Annotated in this window: 16 protein-coding genes; 6 read left to right on the top strand and 10 right to left on the bottom strand. The window is 46.1% G+C overall.

Annotated features, from left to right (window positions below):
* Positions 1 to 88 precede the first annotated feature (88 nt).
* The 3 genes from putP to AYO36_RS01665 form a co-directional block, all read right to left on the bottom strand.
* Positions 89 to 1,600, bottom strand: a complete 1,512-nt coding sequence (putP, locus tag AYO36_RS01675; RefSeq protein ID WP_064299364.1) for a sodium/proline symporter PutP — start codon at positions 1,598 to 1,600, stop codon at positions 89 to 91.
* 79 nt (positions 1,601 to 1,679) lie between these two features.
* Entirely contained in the window at positions 1,680 to 3,224 is a 1,545-nt protein-coding gene (gene pruA / locus AYO36_RS01670) for an L-glutamate gamma-semialdehyde dehydrogenase (RefSeq protein WP_029342578.1), read from the bottom strand.
* A 130-nt stretch (positions 3,225 to 3,354) separates the two neighbouring features.
* Positions 3,355 to 3,642 (bottom strand): HesB/YadR/YfhF family protein, encoded by a 288-nt coding sequence (locus tag AYO36_RS01665; protein ID WP_023469340.1) that lies wholly within the window; start codon positions 3,640 to 3,642, stop codon positions 3,355 to 3,357.
* A 122-nt stretch (positions 3,643 to 3,764) separates the two neighbouring features.
* Between AYO36_RS01665 and AYO36_RS01660 the strand changes: the two genes are divergently transcribed.
* From AYO36_RS01660 to AYO36_RS01645, 4 genes are all read left to right on the top strand, one after another.
* Entirely contained in the window at positions 3,765 to 4,604 is an 840-nt protein-coding gene (locus AYO36_RS01660; protein WP_064299363.1) for a hypothetical protein, read from the top strand.
* Positions 4,605 to 4,617: 13 nt separating this feature from the next.
* Positions 4,618 to 5,067 carry a thioredoxin-dependent thiol peroxidase gene (gene bcp, locus AYO36_RS01655; protein ID WP_064299362.1) on the top strand — a complete coding sequence of 150 codons (450 nt, stop codon included), beginning with the start codon at positions 4,618 to 4,620 and terminating at the stop codon, positions 5,065 to 5,067.
* A 330-nt stretch (positions 5,068 to 5,397) separates the two neighbouring features.
* Entirely contained in the window at positions 5,398 to 7,047 is a 1,650-nt protein-coding gene (locus AYO36_RS01650) for a peptide ABC transporter substrate-binding protein (protein ID WP_064299361.1), read from the top strand.
* 269 nt (positions 7,048 to 7,316) lie between these two features.
* Positions 7,317 to 7,967 carry a homing endonuclease associated repeat-containing protein gene (locus AYO36_RS01645; protein WP_047393045.1) on the top strand — a complete coding sequence of 217 codons (651 nt, stop codon included), beginning with the start codon at positions 7,317 to 7,319 and terminating at the stop codon, positions 7,965 to 7,967.
* A gap of 96 nt (positions 7,968 to 8,063) precedes the next feature.
* On the opposite strand, the gene AYO36_RS01640 is transcribed toward AYO36_RS01645, so the two are convergent.
* The gene (locus AYO36_RS01640) at positions 8,064 to 9,761 is read right to left on the bottom strand and encodes a GGDEF domain-containing protein (RefSeq protein WP_064299360.1); all 1,698 of its coding nucleotides are present in this window, start codon (positions 9,759 to 9,761) and stop codon (positions 8,064 to 8,066) included.
* Between the two features lie 133 nt (positions 9,762 to 9,894).
* Here AYO36_RS01640 and AYO36_RS01635 point away from each other — a divergent pair, with 133 nt between their 5' ends.
* Positions 9,895 to 10,503 carry a YktB family protein gene (locus AYO36_RS01635; protein WP_064299359.1) on the top strand — a complete coding sequence of 203 codons (609 nt, stop codon included), beginning with the start codon at positions 9,895 to 9,897 and terminating at the stop codon, positions 10,501 to 10,503.
* 31 nt (positions 10,504 to 10,534) lie between these two features.
* Here AYO36_RS01635 and AYO36_RS01630 read toward each other — a convergent pair whose 3' ends face one another.
* The 6 genes from AYO36_RS01630 to AYO36_RS01605 form a co-directional block, all read right to left on the bottom strand.
* Positions 10,535 to 11,044: a hypothetical protein gene (locus AYO36_RS01630; RefSeq protein WP_064299358.1), complete on the bottom strand. Its 510-nt coding sequence runs from the start codon at positions 11,042 to 11,044 to the stop codon at positions 10,535 to 10,537.
* A gap of 162 nt (positions 11,045 to 11,206) precedes the next feature.
* Complete coding sequence (locus AYO36_RS01625; protein WP_064299357.1) at positions 11,207 to 12,280, bottom strand: ABC transporter substrate-binding protein; 1,074 nt, start codon at positions 12,278 to 12,280, stop codon at positions 11,207 to 11,209.
* A 3-nt stretch (positions 12,281 to 12,283) separates the two neighbouring features.
* Positions 12,284 to 13,084: an ABC transporter permease gene (locus tag AYO36_RS01620; protein WP_029342587.1), complete on the bottom strand. Its 801-nt coding sequence runs from the start codon at positions 13,082 to 13,084 to the stop codon at positions 12,284 to 12,286.
* Positions 13,084 to 13,893 (bottom strand): ABC transporter permease, encoded by an 810-nt coding sequence (locus AYO36_RS01615; protein WP_029342588.1) that lies wholly within the window; start codon positions 13,891 to 13,893, stop codon positions 13,084 to 13,086. Before AYO36_RS01615 ends, AYO36_RS01620 begins: the two co-directional genes overlap by 1 nt.
* Positions 13,890 to 14,984, bottom strand: a complete 1,095-nt coding sequence (locus AYO36_RS01610) for an ABC transporter ATP-binding protein (RefSeq protein WP_023469351.1) — start codon at positions 14,982 to 14,984, stop codon at positions 13,890 to 13,892. The genes AYO36_RS01615 and AYO36_RS01610 overlap by 4 nt, the downstream gene beginning before the upstream one ends.
* Before the next feature lie 13 nt (positions 14,985 to 14,997).
* On the bottom strand, positions 14,998 to 15,543 hold the full coding sequence (locus tag AYO36_RS01605; RefSeq protein ID WP_064299356.1) for a helix-turn-helix domain-containing protein: 546 nt from the start codon (positions 15,541 to 15,543) through the stop codon (positions 14,998 to 15,000).
* Between the two features lie 187 nt (positions 15,544 to 15,730).
* Between AYO36_RS01605 and AYO36_RS01600 the strand changes: the two genes are divergently transcribed.
* On the top strand, positions 15,731 to 16,576 hold the full coding sequence (locus AYO36_RS01600; RefSeq protein WP_064299355.1) for a DegV family protein: 846 nt from the start codon (positions 15,731 to 15,733) through the stop codon (positions 16,574 to 16,576).
* Positions 16,577 to 16,620: the final 44 nt, after the last annotated feature.

Raw genomic sequence — 16,620 nt, 5'->3', positions numbered from 1 at the left:
CAACAAATATGCTTATGGTAAATAACAACGTATGAAGTGAATTAAAAAGGGATGTCTCCTGTAATCAGGAAACATCCCTTTTTGTTAATTAGACGATCTTCCGCTCAGGTTCTGCACCTTTTAGTTGCGCTTGTACCTGATCAAATTCGTCATAGATGGCTTGACTCGGTTCCTTCGTCACGAGACTACCGATGACGAGCGCGATCGTCGAAGCGATGAATGCTGGAATCATCTCATACATTTCTGAAATGTAGGATGGTAATCCGGCGACGTTCTGATTGATGAGGATCCATGCGATGACGACGACGGATCCCGTGATCATCGAAGCGAGTGCTCCGGTCTTGTTCATCCGGCGCCACAGTAAGCTGAACAGCACGACTGGTCCGAACGCTGAACCAAAACCAGCCCACGCATATCCGACGAGCGTCAGGATCGACTTCTGCGCGCCGAACGATAAGAGAATCGCGAGAACCGCTACGACGAGAACCATGACGCGACCCATGATCATCAGTTCGCGGTCTGAGGCACTGCGTTTAAAGAATCGATGATAGAAATCATTCGTCGCCGCACTCGAAGAGACGAGCAGTTGCGTCGAAATCGTCGACATGATCGCAGCGAGTAATGCTGCCAGCAATAGTCCCGTAATGAATCCTGGGAAGAGATCACGTGATAATTGAATGAAGACATTCTCTGGATTTTTTAGTCCAGCACTTTGTTGCGTGAAGTAAGCATAACCAATCAAACCTGTCACCATCGCACCAACGATCGAGAATGTCATCCAGATCATTCCGACGCGACGTGCTGACTTCATCTCGTGTAAGTTCCGAATCGCCATAAAACGAACGATGATATGCGGTTGACCGAAATACCCGAGTCCCCAGGCGAGGAGCGAGACGATACCAATCGTTGTCGTCCCTTTGAAGAGTTCCAGTTTCGAGCCATCCGTTGACCGGATCGTCTCGAGTGTATCGTTGATTCCACCACTTAAAGTCAGTGCAACAGCAGGTACGATCAACAACGCGATGACCATGATCATCCCTTGGACGACGTCCGTCCAACTGACAGCAAGGAAACCACCGAGGAAGACGTATGCGATGACGACGCCCGCTAGAATCCAAAGACCCGTCGTGTACTCGAGACCAAAGACTGCTTCGAACAAACGACCACCCGCGACAAAACCACTTGATGCGTACATTATAAAGAATATTAAGATAACTCCAGCTGAAACAGTACGCAAGACGCCACTTTTATCGTGGAATCGTTTTTCAAAGTAATCGGGAATCGTGATTGCATCCCCTGCATGTGCCGTATACGCACGCAGACGCGGCGCGACGAGTAACCAGTTGGCATAAGCGCCAAGCAATAAACCAACGACGATCCATCCACTGGACAGACCAGTTGCATACATCGCACCCGGTAATCCCATCAACAACCAGCCACTCATGTCACTTGCTCCAGCAGAGAGCGCCGTGACGACGGGACCAATCGTACGTCCCCCAAGCATGTAGTCATTCATGTTCTTCGTCCGATAATACGCAATGACGCCTAGTGCGACCATCAGTCCGAGATACAGCAAAATCGCAAACCACATTCCGTTCATCCTTGCTCCCCCTTTTTTTCGTGATATAAGAAAAACGGGCATGCAGGTCGCACACCCGTTTCATCTATTAAACACCATTTCAGAACATTTCTGAAGTTGTTTTTGCTTGAAGATGTAAAGTCAAGTAATCCGGTCCGCCTGCTTTCGAATCCGTTCCAGACATGTTGAATCCACCGAATGGTTGGTAGCCAACGATTGCGCCTGTGCACCCACGGTTGAAGTAGAGGTTACCGACGTGGAAGTTCGCACGCGCGTACTCTTGGTTCGTCCGGTCTTGCGTGATGACAGCACCTGTCAATCCGTATTCCGTGTTGTTCGCGATGTCGATTGCTTCTTTGAAATCTTTCGCTTTCGTGAACGCGACGACTGGTCCGAAGATCTCTTCTTGCATCAAACGATCCGTTGGTTGAACGTCAGCGACGACTGTCGGTGAGACGAAGAATCCTGTTGAATCATCTGCCGTACCACCTGCGACGATACGTCCTTCTTCTTTTGCGACGTCGAAGTACGACGTGATTTTCTTGAACGCTGCTGCGTCAATGACCGGTCCGACATTGTTTGAGACATCTGTCGGGTTACCGATGCTCAGTTTGTTCGTGTTCGCGACGACTTTTTCGAGCAACTCGTCATAGACAGAGTCGAGTGCGACGACACGTGAACAAGCTGAACATTTTTGACCCGAGAATCCGAATGCCGCTTTCGTGATCATGTCCGCTGCGTAATCGAGGTCAGCCGACTCATCGATGACCATCGTATCTTTTCCGCCCATTTCCGCGATGACGCGTTTGAGCCAGATTTGACCTTCGTTTAGTTTCGATGCCCGCTCGTTGATACGAAGACCAACATCACGTGATCCCGTGAAGCTGATGAAACGTGTTTTCGGGTGATCGACGAGATAATCACCGACTTCTGCTCCTGAACCTGGTACGAAGTTCAAGACACCAGCCGGAAGACCAGCCTGCTCCATCACTTCGACGAATTTCGCCGCGACGACCGGTGTCGTCGATGCGGGTTTCAAGAGGATCGGGTTCCCTGCCACGATTGCTGCGACAGCTGTTCCAGCCATGATCGCGAGTGGGAAGTTCCATGGTGAGATGATGACACCAACACCGAGTGGGATGTAATCGTAACGGTTGTATTCGCCTGGACGACTCTCGACTTTTTTACCGTCTTTTAAGACGAGCATCTGACGTGCATAGTACTCGAGGAAGTCGATTGCTTCTGCTGTATCGGCATCGGCTTCATTCCAAGGCTTCCCTGCTTCTTTGACGAGGTAGGCAGAGAACTCATGCTTCCGCTTACGGATGATGTTCGCTGCTTTGAATAGGACGTCCGCACGTACAGACGGATTGACGAATTTCCATGTTTCGAAAGCTGTGACTGCTGCTTGCATCGCTTCTTCTGCATGTTCCTGTGTCGCTTTTGAGACACGTCCGACGATCTCTTCTTTGTTAGCCGGATTGACGGAGACGATTTTATCTTCCGTCGTCACATGTTTTCCACCGATGACGAGCGGATAATCTTTGCCGAGTTCTTGCGTGACGAGTGCAAGTGCCTCTTCGAACGCTTTCTTGTTTGCTTCTTGTGAGAAGTCCGTGAATGGTTCGTGTTTGTACGGAATCATCTCTATTCCCCCTTTAATCTCTACTTTAAATCGCTTACATTCTCCATTGTACAGAAGCATGAGTCCGCTTACAATTATTCTAGTCAAAAAAATAGAGGAGCGACCGATTTGGTCGCTCCTCCGTTATCAATTATTCCTTCGCTTGTGAAAAGACGATCTCTTCGTGTTCAATTGAAACTTTGACGTCTTGCCCTTGGAATAACCAATCATCTTGATCTGAGACGACGAAGTGAATGCCATCGACGACTTCTTCGACTGCTGCCCGTTCGACTTCTTCCATATGAACACCAACCGAGAAACCTTGTGTTAAATCCGTTGAGCCACCATATTTTGCGAAGAAGCGAATCGTATCGCCTGATTTTGCTTCCATCTCATCTTTAAAGTATTGCAATGCCTCATCTGTAATATGAATTTTCATATCTATCACTCCCCTTTCGTTTAGTGTACCGATATCCTACTCAAAAAAGCGAATTTCCTGTATGGTAGAGACAAGATTAGCTATGGAAGCACCATGAAACATTCATCTTAGGAGGAATTCGAATGAAACGATCGCTCGTAGTGCTGCTTGCGACCAGTCTCGTACTCGTCGGTTGCGGAAACGATTCCCCGTCTTCTACAGATACCAAATCCCCGAAGACGACGGAAACGAAACAACAGAAGGCTGAACAAGCCGTTCTTGACGTCTATCAAACATACGAAAAAACGCTCGGTCAATCCGGACGAGCAGATGCAAAATACCTTGCATCGATTGAATATACGGGTGACGAAAAACAACTTGAACCGCTTGCCGTTGGTGCGAAAAACTTGAATGTCGTTCCCGGTAAGGTCGTCAAGTCGTTCCAAAAGGGCGACGTCGCCTATATCATCCACGAATTCAAGGATGCGAAAGGATCGATTCTCCCGAACCGAGGATCGAAGCTGTTATTGAAGAAAGACGACGAGTGGAAGATCGTCCTGACACCGACGACATTCGATCCGTCCGTCTTCTCGACACTTGGTGACATGTTCACTGGATTTAACGCTGATGAGTATGGTGTCAATGCGAAGGCGGCTGATGAGATCGGAAAAACCGATGAAAAAGAGCAAGATGCCGTCTTTTCTCGCGTCAATGCGCAAACCGATTATATGGCGCTCGAGATGAACAGTAACATTCTGATGATTTATGGTGAGGCGCTCAAGAACGAAGGAAACCCTGAGACGCTCGTTGATTACTATCAAGACTACGCAGACTGGTATGAAGAAGAACAGCCACTCCTCATGAAGACGGCGAAAGCCGGGACGGATTATGAGAAGTACTTGATCGCACTCGATCCATTAAAAGAGAGTCTTCAAAAGAAGCTTGAGAAATATGCGGATCAATTAAACATGGAATTAGGATAAGGAGGAATTTTTCATGCAAGCACCTACATTCACCCTTCCGAATGCAAAAGGAGAACCGATTTCCCTCGAGGATTATCGTGGAAAAAAAGTCGTACTCTATTTCTATCCGAAGGATTCAACGCCTGGCTGTACGACCGAGGCATGTGATTTCCGCGATGCGACGCAAGCGTTCGAAGAGAACAACACCGTCATTCTCGGTGTTTCTGCCGATAGTCAGAAACGGCATCAAAACTTTATCGCAAAATATGAATTACCATTCCAATTGTTATCAGATGTCGATCACGAAGTGTGTGAGCAATATGGTGTCTGGCAACTGAAAAAGAACTACGGAAAGGAATATTTTGGAATTGTTCGTTCAACGTTTTTAATTGATGAATCTGGTGAAATCGTCAAAGAATGGCGCAGTGTGAAAGTAAAAGATCACGTCGCAGAAGCACTTCAGTACGTCCAAAAGCAGAAATGAGATTATGAACCAGTTGTTTCATACAACTGGTTCTTTTTGTATTCAATAATTTTAAAAAATCCTAATTTTATCCTTACATAAAAATAATTTTTCGTAAAAAAACGTTGGTATTACACATAAATTTAATAATTTTGAAATAGTCTGAAAATATTCTATTGATTTTTCTGAATATTGTATTTATTATTGATAACAAGTTGATCCGGTGCTTTCCACAGCTTAAGAATAAAAGGCGATGACCCCTCTTATTTTTAGTCGGACACCGGATCGCTATCCTATCGGTTCTTATCGTTTCACCAGATATATCTATTTCTTTTGGGAGGGATTTACTTTATGGAAAAGAAAAAGGCACTTGCACTCGTCGGAGCACTGACAATCGCTGGCTCAAGTCTTGCAGCATGCTCGACGACAGATGAAGGTTCAAAAGAAGGCGGTTCGACATCTGGAGAAAAATCTTCAGACAAACAAGTCTTGAATATCATCAGCGGTTCGGATATTCCAGCACTTAGCCCAACCGTCGCAACAGACTCTGTATCCTTCACAGTCTTGAACAACGTTCAAGAAGGTCTGTTCCGTCTAGACGAGAATCAAGAAGCAACACCGGGTGTCGCAGAAAGTGTTGATGTTTCTGAAGATGGACTTACATACACGTTCAAACTTCGTGATTCGAAATGGTCGGATGGCAGCGATGTCACAGCAAAAGACTTCGAATACGCATGGAAACGCGTCCTTGATCCGAAGAGTGGTTCACAGTATGCGTATATCATGTATATCATCGATGGCGCTGAAGCATACAACACAAGTAAAGGAAAAGCAGACGATGTCGCAGTCAAAGCGGTCGATGACAAAACGCTTGAAGTCAAGTTGACTCAACCGGCTGAATACTTCAAATCGTTGACTGGTTTCGGTTCATTCATGCCACTGAAACAAGAATTCGTTGAGAAACAAGGTAAAAACTTTGCTTCGAAGCCGGACACATTCCTTTACAACGGACCATTCGTCCTCTCGGATTGGAAGACGGATGTTGGCTGGAGCTATAAGAAAAACGATCAGTACTGGGATAAAGATAATGTCAAACTTGAAGAAATCAACACGAAAATCGTTAAGGAAGTCTCGACAGGCGTCAACTTGTACGAAAAAGGTGACATCGATCTAGCTGGTTTAACAAGTGAGTTTGTTGATCAATACAAAGACAAAGAAGACTTTGATACACGTCTTGATGCAGCAATGTACTATATCCAAATGAACTTCAAGAATGATCTCTTGAAGAACAAGGATATCCGTAAAGCGATCGATTCAGGATACGACAAGAAGCAGATGGCTGATGTTCTCTTGAACAACGGTTCAATCCCTGCTTACTACTACGTACCAAAAGACTTCGCGAAAGGTCCAGACGGTAAAGATTTCCGTGATGGCAACGAAGGTTTCGGTTCATATGACGCATCATCTGCAAAAGCATCATTCGAAAAAGGACTGAAAGCCGTCGGCAAGAAGTCTCTCAAACTCGAACTTCTTTCATATGATGATGACAACTCGAAAAAAATCTCGGAGTACCTCAAAGGCGAGTGGGAGAAAAACCTTCCAGGTCTTGAAGTTACAATCAAACAACAACCATTCAAGAACAAGTTGGATCTCGAGTCTAAAGGTGAGTTCGAGCTATCGTTCGCAGGATGGGGACCTGACTACCAGGATCCGATGACATTCCTCGATATGTGGGTAACTGGTGGACCATACAACCGTGGTAAGTACTCAAGCGATAAATATGATTCACTCATCAAGTCAGCTCAAAAAGAAGTAGATGCTGAGAAACGTTGGCAGGCTCTCAAGGATGCTGAAAAAACACTCCTTGAAGAGGATCAAGCAATCTCAGTTATGTACCAAAAAGGTGTTTCGCTTCTTCGTAAACCGTACGTCAAAGGAATCGTTAACCACAAAGTCGGTGCCGATACTTCGTACAAATGGGCTTACATCGAAGGAAAATAAGTCATACCTCAAGACCAGATTCGCTGACGAGCGTGTCTGGTCTTTTTTTCCATATGAGCCGTTTGTCCTATTTTTCTGAATAGAATTAAAATTTCGTGTCATTCTGTTTTCATTTCCATGACTTCCATTTATACTAAGCAAAGAATCCGATTCACTTTATTTACAATATTTTGCGGGAATTATTCATAATTAATGGAAATGTACCGATATATCTAATACAGAGGACTTTTGCCTCAATACTACATCGAACTAGGAAGGAGGACTCACTCATGAAGCAACGTGTACTTACGAGTCAACAGAGTTATACAGAAGAGCAGCTTGAGATGATTGAAGCCATCCGTGCGGTCGGTGAACTCATCCAGGACCGTCCACGCCGTACTGTCTATCGCCGTTATGCTTTAGTTAATGACTGGCCTCAGCCAGAAAACATCATCCGTCAATTTGGTTCGTGGCCAGAAGCCTTGTCTGCCGCTGGATACGAGTGGAATGTCGATCAACAGCCAGAGGAGCTTGAGCGGGCACCGAAATATACGAAAGACGAAATCTTAAAGTCATTCGAACGGTACGCACAAGACGTCGGCTCTACGATCACACTTAAGAAATATCAAATGTGGCGTAAATCTGTCCATCATGCACCGAGTCACTATCACATCGTCAAGATGTTCGGTTCGTGGCACGATGCGTGTACCGCTGCAGGACTTGAAGCAAGCGTCACTTATTCGAAAGCTGAACTTGCTGCTTCTCTGCGTCAAGCAATCGAGGAAGTTGGCTTTGCCCTCTCTTTTGAAGCATACCGGGAATGGGCGAAACGGAACAACAAACCATCGACGAAAGCCTTACTTCATCGCTATGGTTCTTGGTCAGCCGCGATCCATGCAATCGAAAACGAGATTCGTCTCAGCAAACAACAAGCACAATGAACTTATTCTTTTTCGATCCTTCTCGTTCATCCGAACTGGGAGGATTTTTTACATCAAAAAAGAAGATAGCGTCTCTGCTACCTTCTTCTACTTGATTTAAATGACCTTCTCTTTCCACTCCTGATACGATGCGACACGGTCGCGCCCTTGGAACTTCGCTCCGACGTACATCGCACGGTCGGCATTTCGAATCAAACTCGCGAGATCACCAAGTTCCTTTAATGTATCGATGCCGATGCTAGCCGTGATCCGGAGCGTATGCCCTTCGACTAAGATCGGATTCGCATGCAACGTCTCGCGGATTCGTTCTGCGACGATTTGGGCTGAATCAAGATCCGTATTCGGTAGTAAGATGACGAACTCCTCTCCTCCGTAACGCGCGACAAGATCCGTGATGCGTGTTGCTTGCATCAATAACTTCGCCACTTCAAATAAGACGACGTCTCCAACTTCATGACCATACGTATCATTGATTTGTTTGAAGTGATCTAAGTCGATCATTAAGGCTGAGAACGGATAAAGGTCGCGTTGTTTAATACGACGATCGCCCCACTCTTGAAGGGCACGATAGTTCGGTAATTTCGTCATCGCATCCGTCCTGCTATCGGTCAACAAGCGTTCTCGCTCGTGTGCCCGTTCCACTGCCCACGACAGGACACGAAGGGCACGGTATAGCTCATATCCAAAATCCTGCGTGAATTCACCACTTGCGTTCGAGGCAAGGAGCAACGAGCAGTTGATCGTCTCCGTCGCTTCCGGTTGAATGAAGAGGACCGACTGTGTCTCTTCCGGCAAGCTATCGTAAAGACGAATATCCCACTCCTGTTGCATCCCGTAAAGAAGGACTTCTTCTTTTTCGATGATGTCTTCAATGATTCGTCCTTCGACATGATCGGCTTTTAACTTTCGTCCGTCCTTCAACGAATAGTACACGCTTTGCTTTCCTTCTTTGAAATCAAACTTAATCCAAGCGATATCCGGTTTGACGAATTGATTGAGCTGTCGTAAATACCGCTCGATGATGAACTGGGCATCACCGTCTTTCCAAGCCGCCTCTTTCAATCGCTCGATCTGCTCCCAATGTTCGATCCGGTCTGTTGCTTCAACGGAACTTCCCAGTGCACGCTTGATGATGAATAAGGCAAACGCCGCCATGACGAGTCCGCTATTCCCGTTCCCTTGAACGACGAGTGTGCTGAAGATTCCGTATAACAATTCTGCTGTGATGACGACTGCTTCGAAACGTAGCAGTTGGAACATGACGTCACTTGGAATGTTTTCTCCAAGAAGAAATCGGGATAACTGGTATTGCAATAAGAGGACGATCCAGAGAATCGCAACCATCGCCAGTAACGGTACGATGTTTTCTGTCAGCACGAATGCTTCGCCATGTGTTCCGCCGAGTGCATTATAGGCAAGACCTGCTGGAACGATTAAAAACAATTCGAGTGCGACGTTGAAGGGATAGTTATGTAACATCCGCCGACGTCCGATTGGTGTATGAATCGTTCGCAACTGATAGATGAGCATCGTCAATTGCCCGACACAAATCGCTGATAATAATCCATACGTCAAGAATGTAAAGAGGACGAATCCAAAATGGAAAGTAAAACTCATATGACGACGACGGACAGGATCGACGACGAAAATCGTCGATAAGGCGGCAATCAATAAGAACGTAAACAAATCGACGCTGAGACTATAATCTCTCGACTTCGCAAAAAGATCGATGCCTATGACGATTACGAAAAAAACGACCCAGCTTCGAAGGAGATATTGTTGAAAACGACGCACAAAACATTCCCCTTCCTTTAAGTTATGTAGTTGTATATTACTGGAAATCGATATGTCCATTATTCTACTTTTCGAGCAAAAAGTCGAACTTCGATGGTCTCCTTTGATACAATTGACGCGAGGTGATTTTTTTATGACAAATACATTCACGCAACACGCATTTGATACATTTCAGATCGATGGACTAGAACCACGGATGGAAGCGATTCGCGAACGCATCCAGCCGGTCTTTCGAGACATTGGTCAGGAAGTCGCACCTGACTTAACGGTCGCAACAGCAGAAGATGTCCATGTTCACATCGCGCAACATGCACGTCGGAAGGTCAACCCTCCGAAGGATACATGGATGGCATTCTCACCCGATAAACGTGGATACAAAAAACATCCGCATTTCCAAGTCGGTCTGTTTGATGATCATCTGTTCATTTGGCTTGCCTATATCTACGAGTTACCGAATAAACAACAATACGCATCGAAACTGTTACAGCATACAGAACTGCTGACATCCCTTCCGGATGATTTCGTCGTCTCATACGATCATATGAAAAAAGACGCCGTCTCCGTTCATGAGACGGATATCGAAAAAGGATTACAACGTTTCCACGACGTCAAAAAGGCAGAATTCCTTGTTGGTCGTCATATTCCGGCAGAACAAGTGCATCACCTGTCACGCGAAGAATTACTCGATATGATTCGAAATACCTATTCGCATCTCGTACCACTCTATAAAACGATTAAATAAAAAGGATGGCCGAATCGGTCATCCTTTTTCATTAGTTATATTTTACTAGAATTGACATGACTTGTGTACGGTCGGAATTCAAATTTAGATAAATGTTGACCTGTTTTGAGGAAACAGTCATGACGTTGAATGTTTTATCGAGTTTCGCTGTCGGATACGCTTTTTTGACTTCCTTGACCGTCACAGTCCGCTTGACCTGCTTCGGATCATAGACGATTGCACTAACTTTTGCTTTTGTGTCCTTCACCCCATACGTGGAGCAGTAATGAAGAGCGCGATCCGCTGAGGCAAGACCATTTCCGCTTTGACACCAATTCGAGTTCTTTTCCCCCTTATAGGCTTTATGTACTTGGGCAAGTGTTGTTTTTTCAAGAACAACTTTTCCATCGAGTGAACGTGCTTGTTTCGCTTGTGTTTGAATTTCTTGCAGCCATTTGACGTCTGTCTGTTTTGTTGCTTCGACCGGTTGGTTATATGAAGTGCCTGACACGATGCTGACAGTGAGTGCGGCAGTTAAGATGATTCCTAAGACTTGTTTCATGATGATATCCTCCTCTGCGCCTATAAATGGCGTTGATAATAAACTCATTCCCCTATTTCAAAAAATTATTCGGTTTTTATAGTTTTTTTCTGGGAACTTATATTTATTTTTTTGATGAGAAATAAAAAAAGAACCTAGTGTCGCCTGACACTAGGTTCTTCCTCATTTCTTATGCATCTTAAACTCTAAGAACAACTCATTGTAATGCGCGAGCATCTTTTTTCCGAGGTTCTCATAGACTTCAAGTGTATCGGTAACTTGTTTATCAGGATAGAATCGCTCATCGGTCCGAACCGATTTGTCGAGCAATTTCAAGCCTTCTTTGTTTGGTGTCGAATAGCCGACGTAGTCCGCATTTTTCGCTGAAATATCAGGACGCAGCATGAAGTTGATGAACTCGTGTGCCCCCTCGACGTTTTTAGCCGTCTTTGGAATGACGATATTATCGAACCAGACGTTTGATCCTTCTTTTGGAATGACGTAGTCGAGATTTTCGTTTTCACTCATGATCTCGTTTGCATCACCCGACCAGACGACACCGAGCCCTGCTTCTTCGTTCGCGAGCAATAACTTGATCTCGTCCCCGACGATTGCCTTGACGTTTGGTGTCAGGCGCATCAAGTTCGCTTTTGCTTTTTGTAGTTTCGACTCATCCGTTTCGTTCAGCGAATAACCGAGACTATTCAAGCTCATCCCCATGACTTCACGGGCACCGTCAGCGAGTAGAATCTGATTCTTTAGCTTCGGATCCCAGAGATCCTTCCAGCTCGTCGGTTTCTTCCCACCAATTAAGTCTTTATTGTAGACGATACCGACCGTTCCCCAGAAATACGGAATCGAGTACTTATTGTTCGGATCGAATGATAAATCTAAAAAGCGTGAATCGATGTTCTTGAGATTCGGAATTTTTTGATGATCAATCGGAACGACGAGCTTCTCATCGATCATCTTCGCAATCGCATAGTCGGACGGAACGGCGATATCGTATGTCGTTCCTCCCTGCTCGATTTTCGTCAGCATCGCTTCGTTCGAATCGAACGTTTGATAGACGACCTTGATACCGCTCTCTTTTTCAAACTGTTTGATCAGTGCTGGGTCGATGTAATCGCCCCAGTTGTAGATGTTCAAGACATTTTTACCCGAATATCCCTGTGTCTCATTTAACTGATTCAAGGTGAACAGGATGACACCTGAAATCAAGAAAATCGCGGCGAACAATTGAATCAATTTTTTCAACGGTCATTTCACCTCCGGTCGCGAAAGCTTCGTAGCAGCTCGTTGGTTCAAGAAGTAGTAGCCGATGACGAGTAAGAACGTAAACAAGAAAATGACAGTCGACAGGGCGTTGATCTTCATCGAAATCCCTTGACGGGCGAGTGAGTAGATCTCAACGGACAACGTTGTGAAGCCATTTCCTGTCACGAAGAACGTCACCGCAAAATCATCCAATGAGTACGTCAATGCCGTGAAGAATCCAGCAAAGATACCTGGTGTAATGTACGGCAAGATAACTTTCGTCAAAACATCCCAACGGCTTGCGCCTAAGTCACGCGCTGCATCGACAAGCGTTGGACTCATCTCCTGCAACTTCGGTAAGACGAGAATGACGACGATCGGTACCGAAAATGCGATGTGGGACAGTAAGACCGACGTAAAGCCGAGCTGGATGCCAAGTAGCGTGAAGAAAATCAAGAATGATGCCCCGATGATGACATCCGGACTGACGATCAAGATGCTATTTAGCGTTAACAACGACGTCTCGACACGTTTCTTACGGACGGCTTGAATCCCGATCGCTCCGAATACGCCAAGGATCGTCGAGATCGCAGCTGACAACAAGGCAATGACGAGTGTGTTCAAGACGATGATTAACAAGCGTGAATCTTGGAAGACTTCCTTGTACCAATCCCACGTGAACGAATCGAAGTTCGTCATATTGTCAGCGCTGTTGAACGAATAGAATGCCAAGTAGAATATCGGAGCATACAAAATGATGAAGACTCCGATTAGATAAAGATTTGCTAGTTTCAGACGTTTCATCAAGTCGTCGCTCCTTTCTTCCGTTTCGTACTCGTCAAGGCAAGGATGATCGCCATTGCGATGATGAGGAAGACGGCGATCGTCGCTCCCATGCCCCAGTTTTGTGTCACGAGAAACTGCTGTTCAATCGCTGTACCGAGCGTGATGACGCGGTTTCCGGCAATCAGACGCGTAATCATGAACAGCGATAATGCCGGAATGAAGACGAGCTGACAGCCTGACTTCACACCATCGAGCGTCAACGGGAAGACGACACGCCGGAACGTCGTGAAGTTCGACGCCCCAAGATCACGTGCAGCGAAGACGAGTGACGGGCTCAGTTTTTCAATCGCGTTGAAGATCGGCAGGATCATGAACGGAATGAAGATGTACACCGAGACGAAGACGAAACTGAAATCGGTAAAGAGAATCTGTTGTCGTCCAATCCCGATCGCTTCAAGCGTTTGGTTCGCAAGACCATACGTACTGAACAACCCGATGAAGGCATAAGCTTTCAACAACAAGTTGATCCACGTCGGTAAGATGATCAAAAGTAGCCACAGCTGTTTATGCTTCGTTTTCGTCAACAAGTAAGCGGTCGGATAACCGATCAAGAGCGAAAACACCGTAATCAAAAAGGCATACCAGAACGAGCTGAGTGTCATCGTCAAATAGGTCGACGTAAAGAAGTTCTGGTAGTTCTCAAATGAGAAGTTGCCGTCCAAATCAAGGAATGAATAGTAGACGACGAGTACGATCGGTGCGATGACGAACAAGGCAATCCAGAATAGATACGGGATGAGATACCAATTACGTGATTTTTGCATCATAACACCCCGTCGTAGGATTCCAGACGTTTATCGAATTCTTCTTCCGTCTCGTTCAGTCGCATGACGTGAATCGCTTCCGGATCAAATGTCAGTCCGATCTGCTCACCAACCGTCGCCTTTTTCGTACTGTGGACGAGCCATTCGTTACCGACTTCATCCATACAAGCGATCTCGTAGTGCACGCCACGGAAGAGTTGCGAATCGACGGTGACTTGCAGTTTCCCTTGTGTCACGTTCGTGATTTCAAGATCCTCCGGACGGATGACGATCTCGACCGGTTCGTTCAATTCAAGACCACGGTCGACACATTCGAATTCCTTCTCGGCGAACCAGACCCGATAGTCTTCCACCATGCGCCCTGGAATGATGTTCGACTCACCGATGAAGTCCGCGACGAAGCGGTTGATCGGTTCATCATAGATATCCGTCGGTGTGCCCGATTGTTGAATGACACCGTGATTGAGGACGAAGATTTCATCTGACATTGCCAGTGCCTCTTCTTGGTCGTGCGTGACGAAGATGAACGTGATGCCAAGACGACGTTGTAAGTCGCGGAGCTCATACTGCATCTCTGTTCGCAATTTCAAGTCGAGCGCTGATAATGGCTCATCGAGCAAGATGACTTCCGGCTCATTGACGATTGCCCGGGCAATCGCGACACGTTGCCGCTGCCCACCTGACATCTCGGTGATTTCTCGTTTTTCATAACCGGACAAGTTGACGAACTTCAACGCATCCGTCACACGTTTTGCGATTTCTGCTTCTTTCACCTTCTTGATCCGAAGACCGAAGGCGATATTTTCGAAGACGTTCAAGTGCGGGAAGAGTGCATAGTCTTGGAAAACAGTATTGACTTGACGTTTGTTCGCCGGTACATCGTTGATCCGTTTTCCGTTGAAGATGATGTCTCCTTCTGTCGCTTCCGAAAAGCCGGCAATCAGTCGTAAGATCGTCGTTTTCCCACAACCCGATGGTCCGAGTAACGTATAGAACTTTCCGCGTTCGATTTCAAAGCTGACTTGGTCGAGGACGGTCTGATCGTCGTATCGTTTCGTGACGTCCTTGAATTGAATAATCGTAGTATCTGCCAATCTAGTTCCTCCTTTATAAGTATGAGTCAGTCGCGGTCACGAGGACCTTCGTCTCTTGTGTTGACTCATTGCGTAGTTGATGGATTTCTGAAGCCTTATAGTAAAGTGTCTCTCCTTGTTTCGCTACAAAAGACTGACGACCAAGCGTCAGCGTGACGTTTCCGGCGAGCACATAGACGAACGTCTCGGCACCTGATGGTTCATACGTCTTGAATGCTCCCCCTGGCGCGAGTGTCAATAAGACTGGTTCCATCTCTTTCTCATTCGATTCTGGAATGAGCCATGTGACATGATATCCTTGTTCCTCATCGGCATACGTCGTGACATCCTCTTCACCGTAGATGACTTTTTGATTGAGTGTGTCCTCATCAAAGAAATCCTTCGGTGAGATGCCGAGGACTTCGAGGAGATGAAACAGCGTCTCGATCGACGGTGAACTGAGTTCCCGTTCGAGTTGCGAGATGTACCCTTTACTCAGGTCTGTTCTTTCCCCTAGTTCCTCTTGCGTCAATCCCTTTTGAAGACGGAGGTTCTTGATTTTTTGACCGATTGAGTACAATCGACGTCCTCCTCTCAGCGGCTTAGTTTAGTATAAGATGACTAAAAGTTTACTAATCACGTACCGATTATAGCGTATTTCATTATTTAATCAACTAAAACGTTCAATATTTTTTAATGTTCATTTGACAGCGAGAACGCTTACACCTACAATTAATATCAGGTACTAATTTAAGGAGGAACTTGTTATGCGGATCGCTTGGATCACTGATAGTACAACGATTTTACCGGATACGATCGCTCAGCGCGATGATCTTTCGGTCGTCCCTTTACTTGTCATGAAGGATGGAGAAAGTTTCGTCGATGGTGTCGACGTTGATGCAGAAACCGTCTATAACTGGATTGACTCAAAACACAAGGTAACGACGAGCCAACCTTCGATCGGGAGTTTCACTGAGCACTATGAACGGTTGAAAGAGGATTACGACGTCGGCTTCGCTGTTCACTTATCGAGTGAACTGAGCGGAACGTACAACGCTTCCGTTCAAGGGGCAGAGATTGCTGGCTTTCGTCTGATTGCGATTGATTCCCGTTGCGGTATCTACCCAGCTGGTCAACTTCTAGCAGAAGCGATCGAACTCGTCGAAGCCGGGCACTCGATCGAATCCGTCGAACAGATCATTCTCGAGCGTCGTTTCGACCATCACATTGAATTCACGGTCGCGAACCTCGATCAATTACAAGCGGGCGGACGCATCTCTTCGACGAAGGCATTCGTCGGTAACTTGTTGCAACTTCGCCCGTTGTTCCACTTCGAAGAAGGAAAAATCGTGCCTTACCAAACCGTCCGGACGTTTAAAAAAGCGCATTCAAAGATTTTTGATCATCTTGTCGCAATCATTGAACGGGGGCAGGTCACGGATATTTCACTATTCCACGCGACAGCGTATGAACTGGCACTCGAGTGGAAACAACGACTCGAATCGCAATACGATGTGCGTGTCCGCATCGATGACTTAACGCCGGTTCTCGGTTCGCATACAGGGAATCCAGCAATCGGTATGTCCTTTTTGAACCCGACACGCCGACCGTGATGACTAATGAAAATGATTTTTGGGTAAACCTTCTTTAGAGAATA

Source organism: Exiguobacterium sp. KKBO11, assembly GCF_001644945.1.
Taxonomy (GTDB): Bacteria; Bacillota; Bacilli; order Exiguobacteriales; family Exiguobacteriaceae; genus Exiguobacterium_A; species Exiguobacterium_A abrahamii.
The sequence above is the reverse complement of the archived record's forward strand: the minus strand, read 5'-3'. Positions and strand labels throughout refer to the sequence as shown.

Bases quoted from the DNA above. Each gene is read 5' to 3' on its own strand.
- putP (WP_064299364.1), bottom strand. From the start codon at position 1,600: ATGAACGGAATGTGGTTTGCGATTTTGCTGTATCTCGGACTGATGGTC.
- pruA (WP_029342578.1), bottom strand. From the start codon at position 3,224: ATGATTCCGTACAAACACGAACCATTCACGGACTTCTCACAAGAAGCA.
- AYO36_RS01665 (WP_023469340.1), bottom strand. From the start codon at position 3,642: ATGAAAATTCATATTACAGATGAGGCATTGCAATACTTTAAAGATGAG.
- AYO36_RS01660 (WP_064299363.1), top strand. From the start codon at position 3,765: ATGAAACGATCGCTCGTAGTGCTGCTTGCGACCAGTCTCGTACTCGTC.
- bcp (WP_064299362.1), top strand. From the start codon at position 4,618: ATGCAAGCACCTACATTCACCCTTCCGAATGCAAAAGGAGAACCGATT.
- AYO36_RS01650 (WP_064299361.1), top strand. From the start codon at position 5,398: ATGGAAAAGAAAAAGGCACTTGCACTCGTCGGAGCACTGACAATCGCT.
- AYO36_RS01645 (WP_047393045.1), top strand. From the start codon at position 7,317: ATGAAGCAACGTGTACTTACGAGTCAACAGAGTTATACAGAAGAGCAG.
- AYO36_RS01635 (WP_064299359.1), top strand. From the start codon at position 9,895: ATGACAAATACATTCACGCAACACGCATTTGATACATTTCAGATCGAT.
- AYO36_RS01630 (WP_064299358.1), bottom strand. From the start codon at position 11,044: ATGAAACAAGTCTTAGGAATCATCTTAACTGCCGCACTCACTGTCAGC.
- AYO36_RS01620 (WP_029342587.1), bottom strand. From the start codon at position 13,084: ATGAAACGTCTGAAACTAGCAAATCTTTATCTAATCGGAGTCTTCATC.
- AYO36_RS01615 (WP_029342588.1), bottom strand. From the start codon at position 13,893: ATGATGCAAAAATCACGTAATTGGTATCTCATCCCGTATCTATTCTGG.
- AYO36_RS01600 (WP_064299355.1), top strand. From the start codon at position 15,731: ATGCGGATCGCTTGGATCACTGATAGTACAACGATTTTACCGGATACG.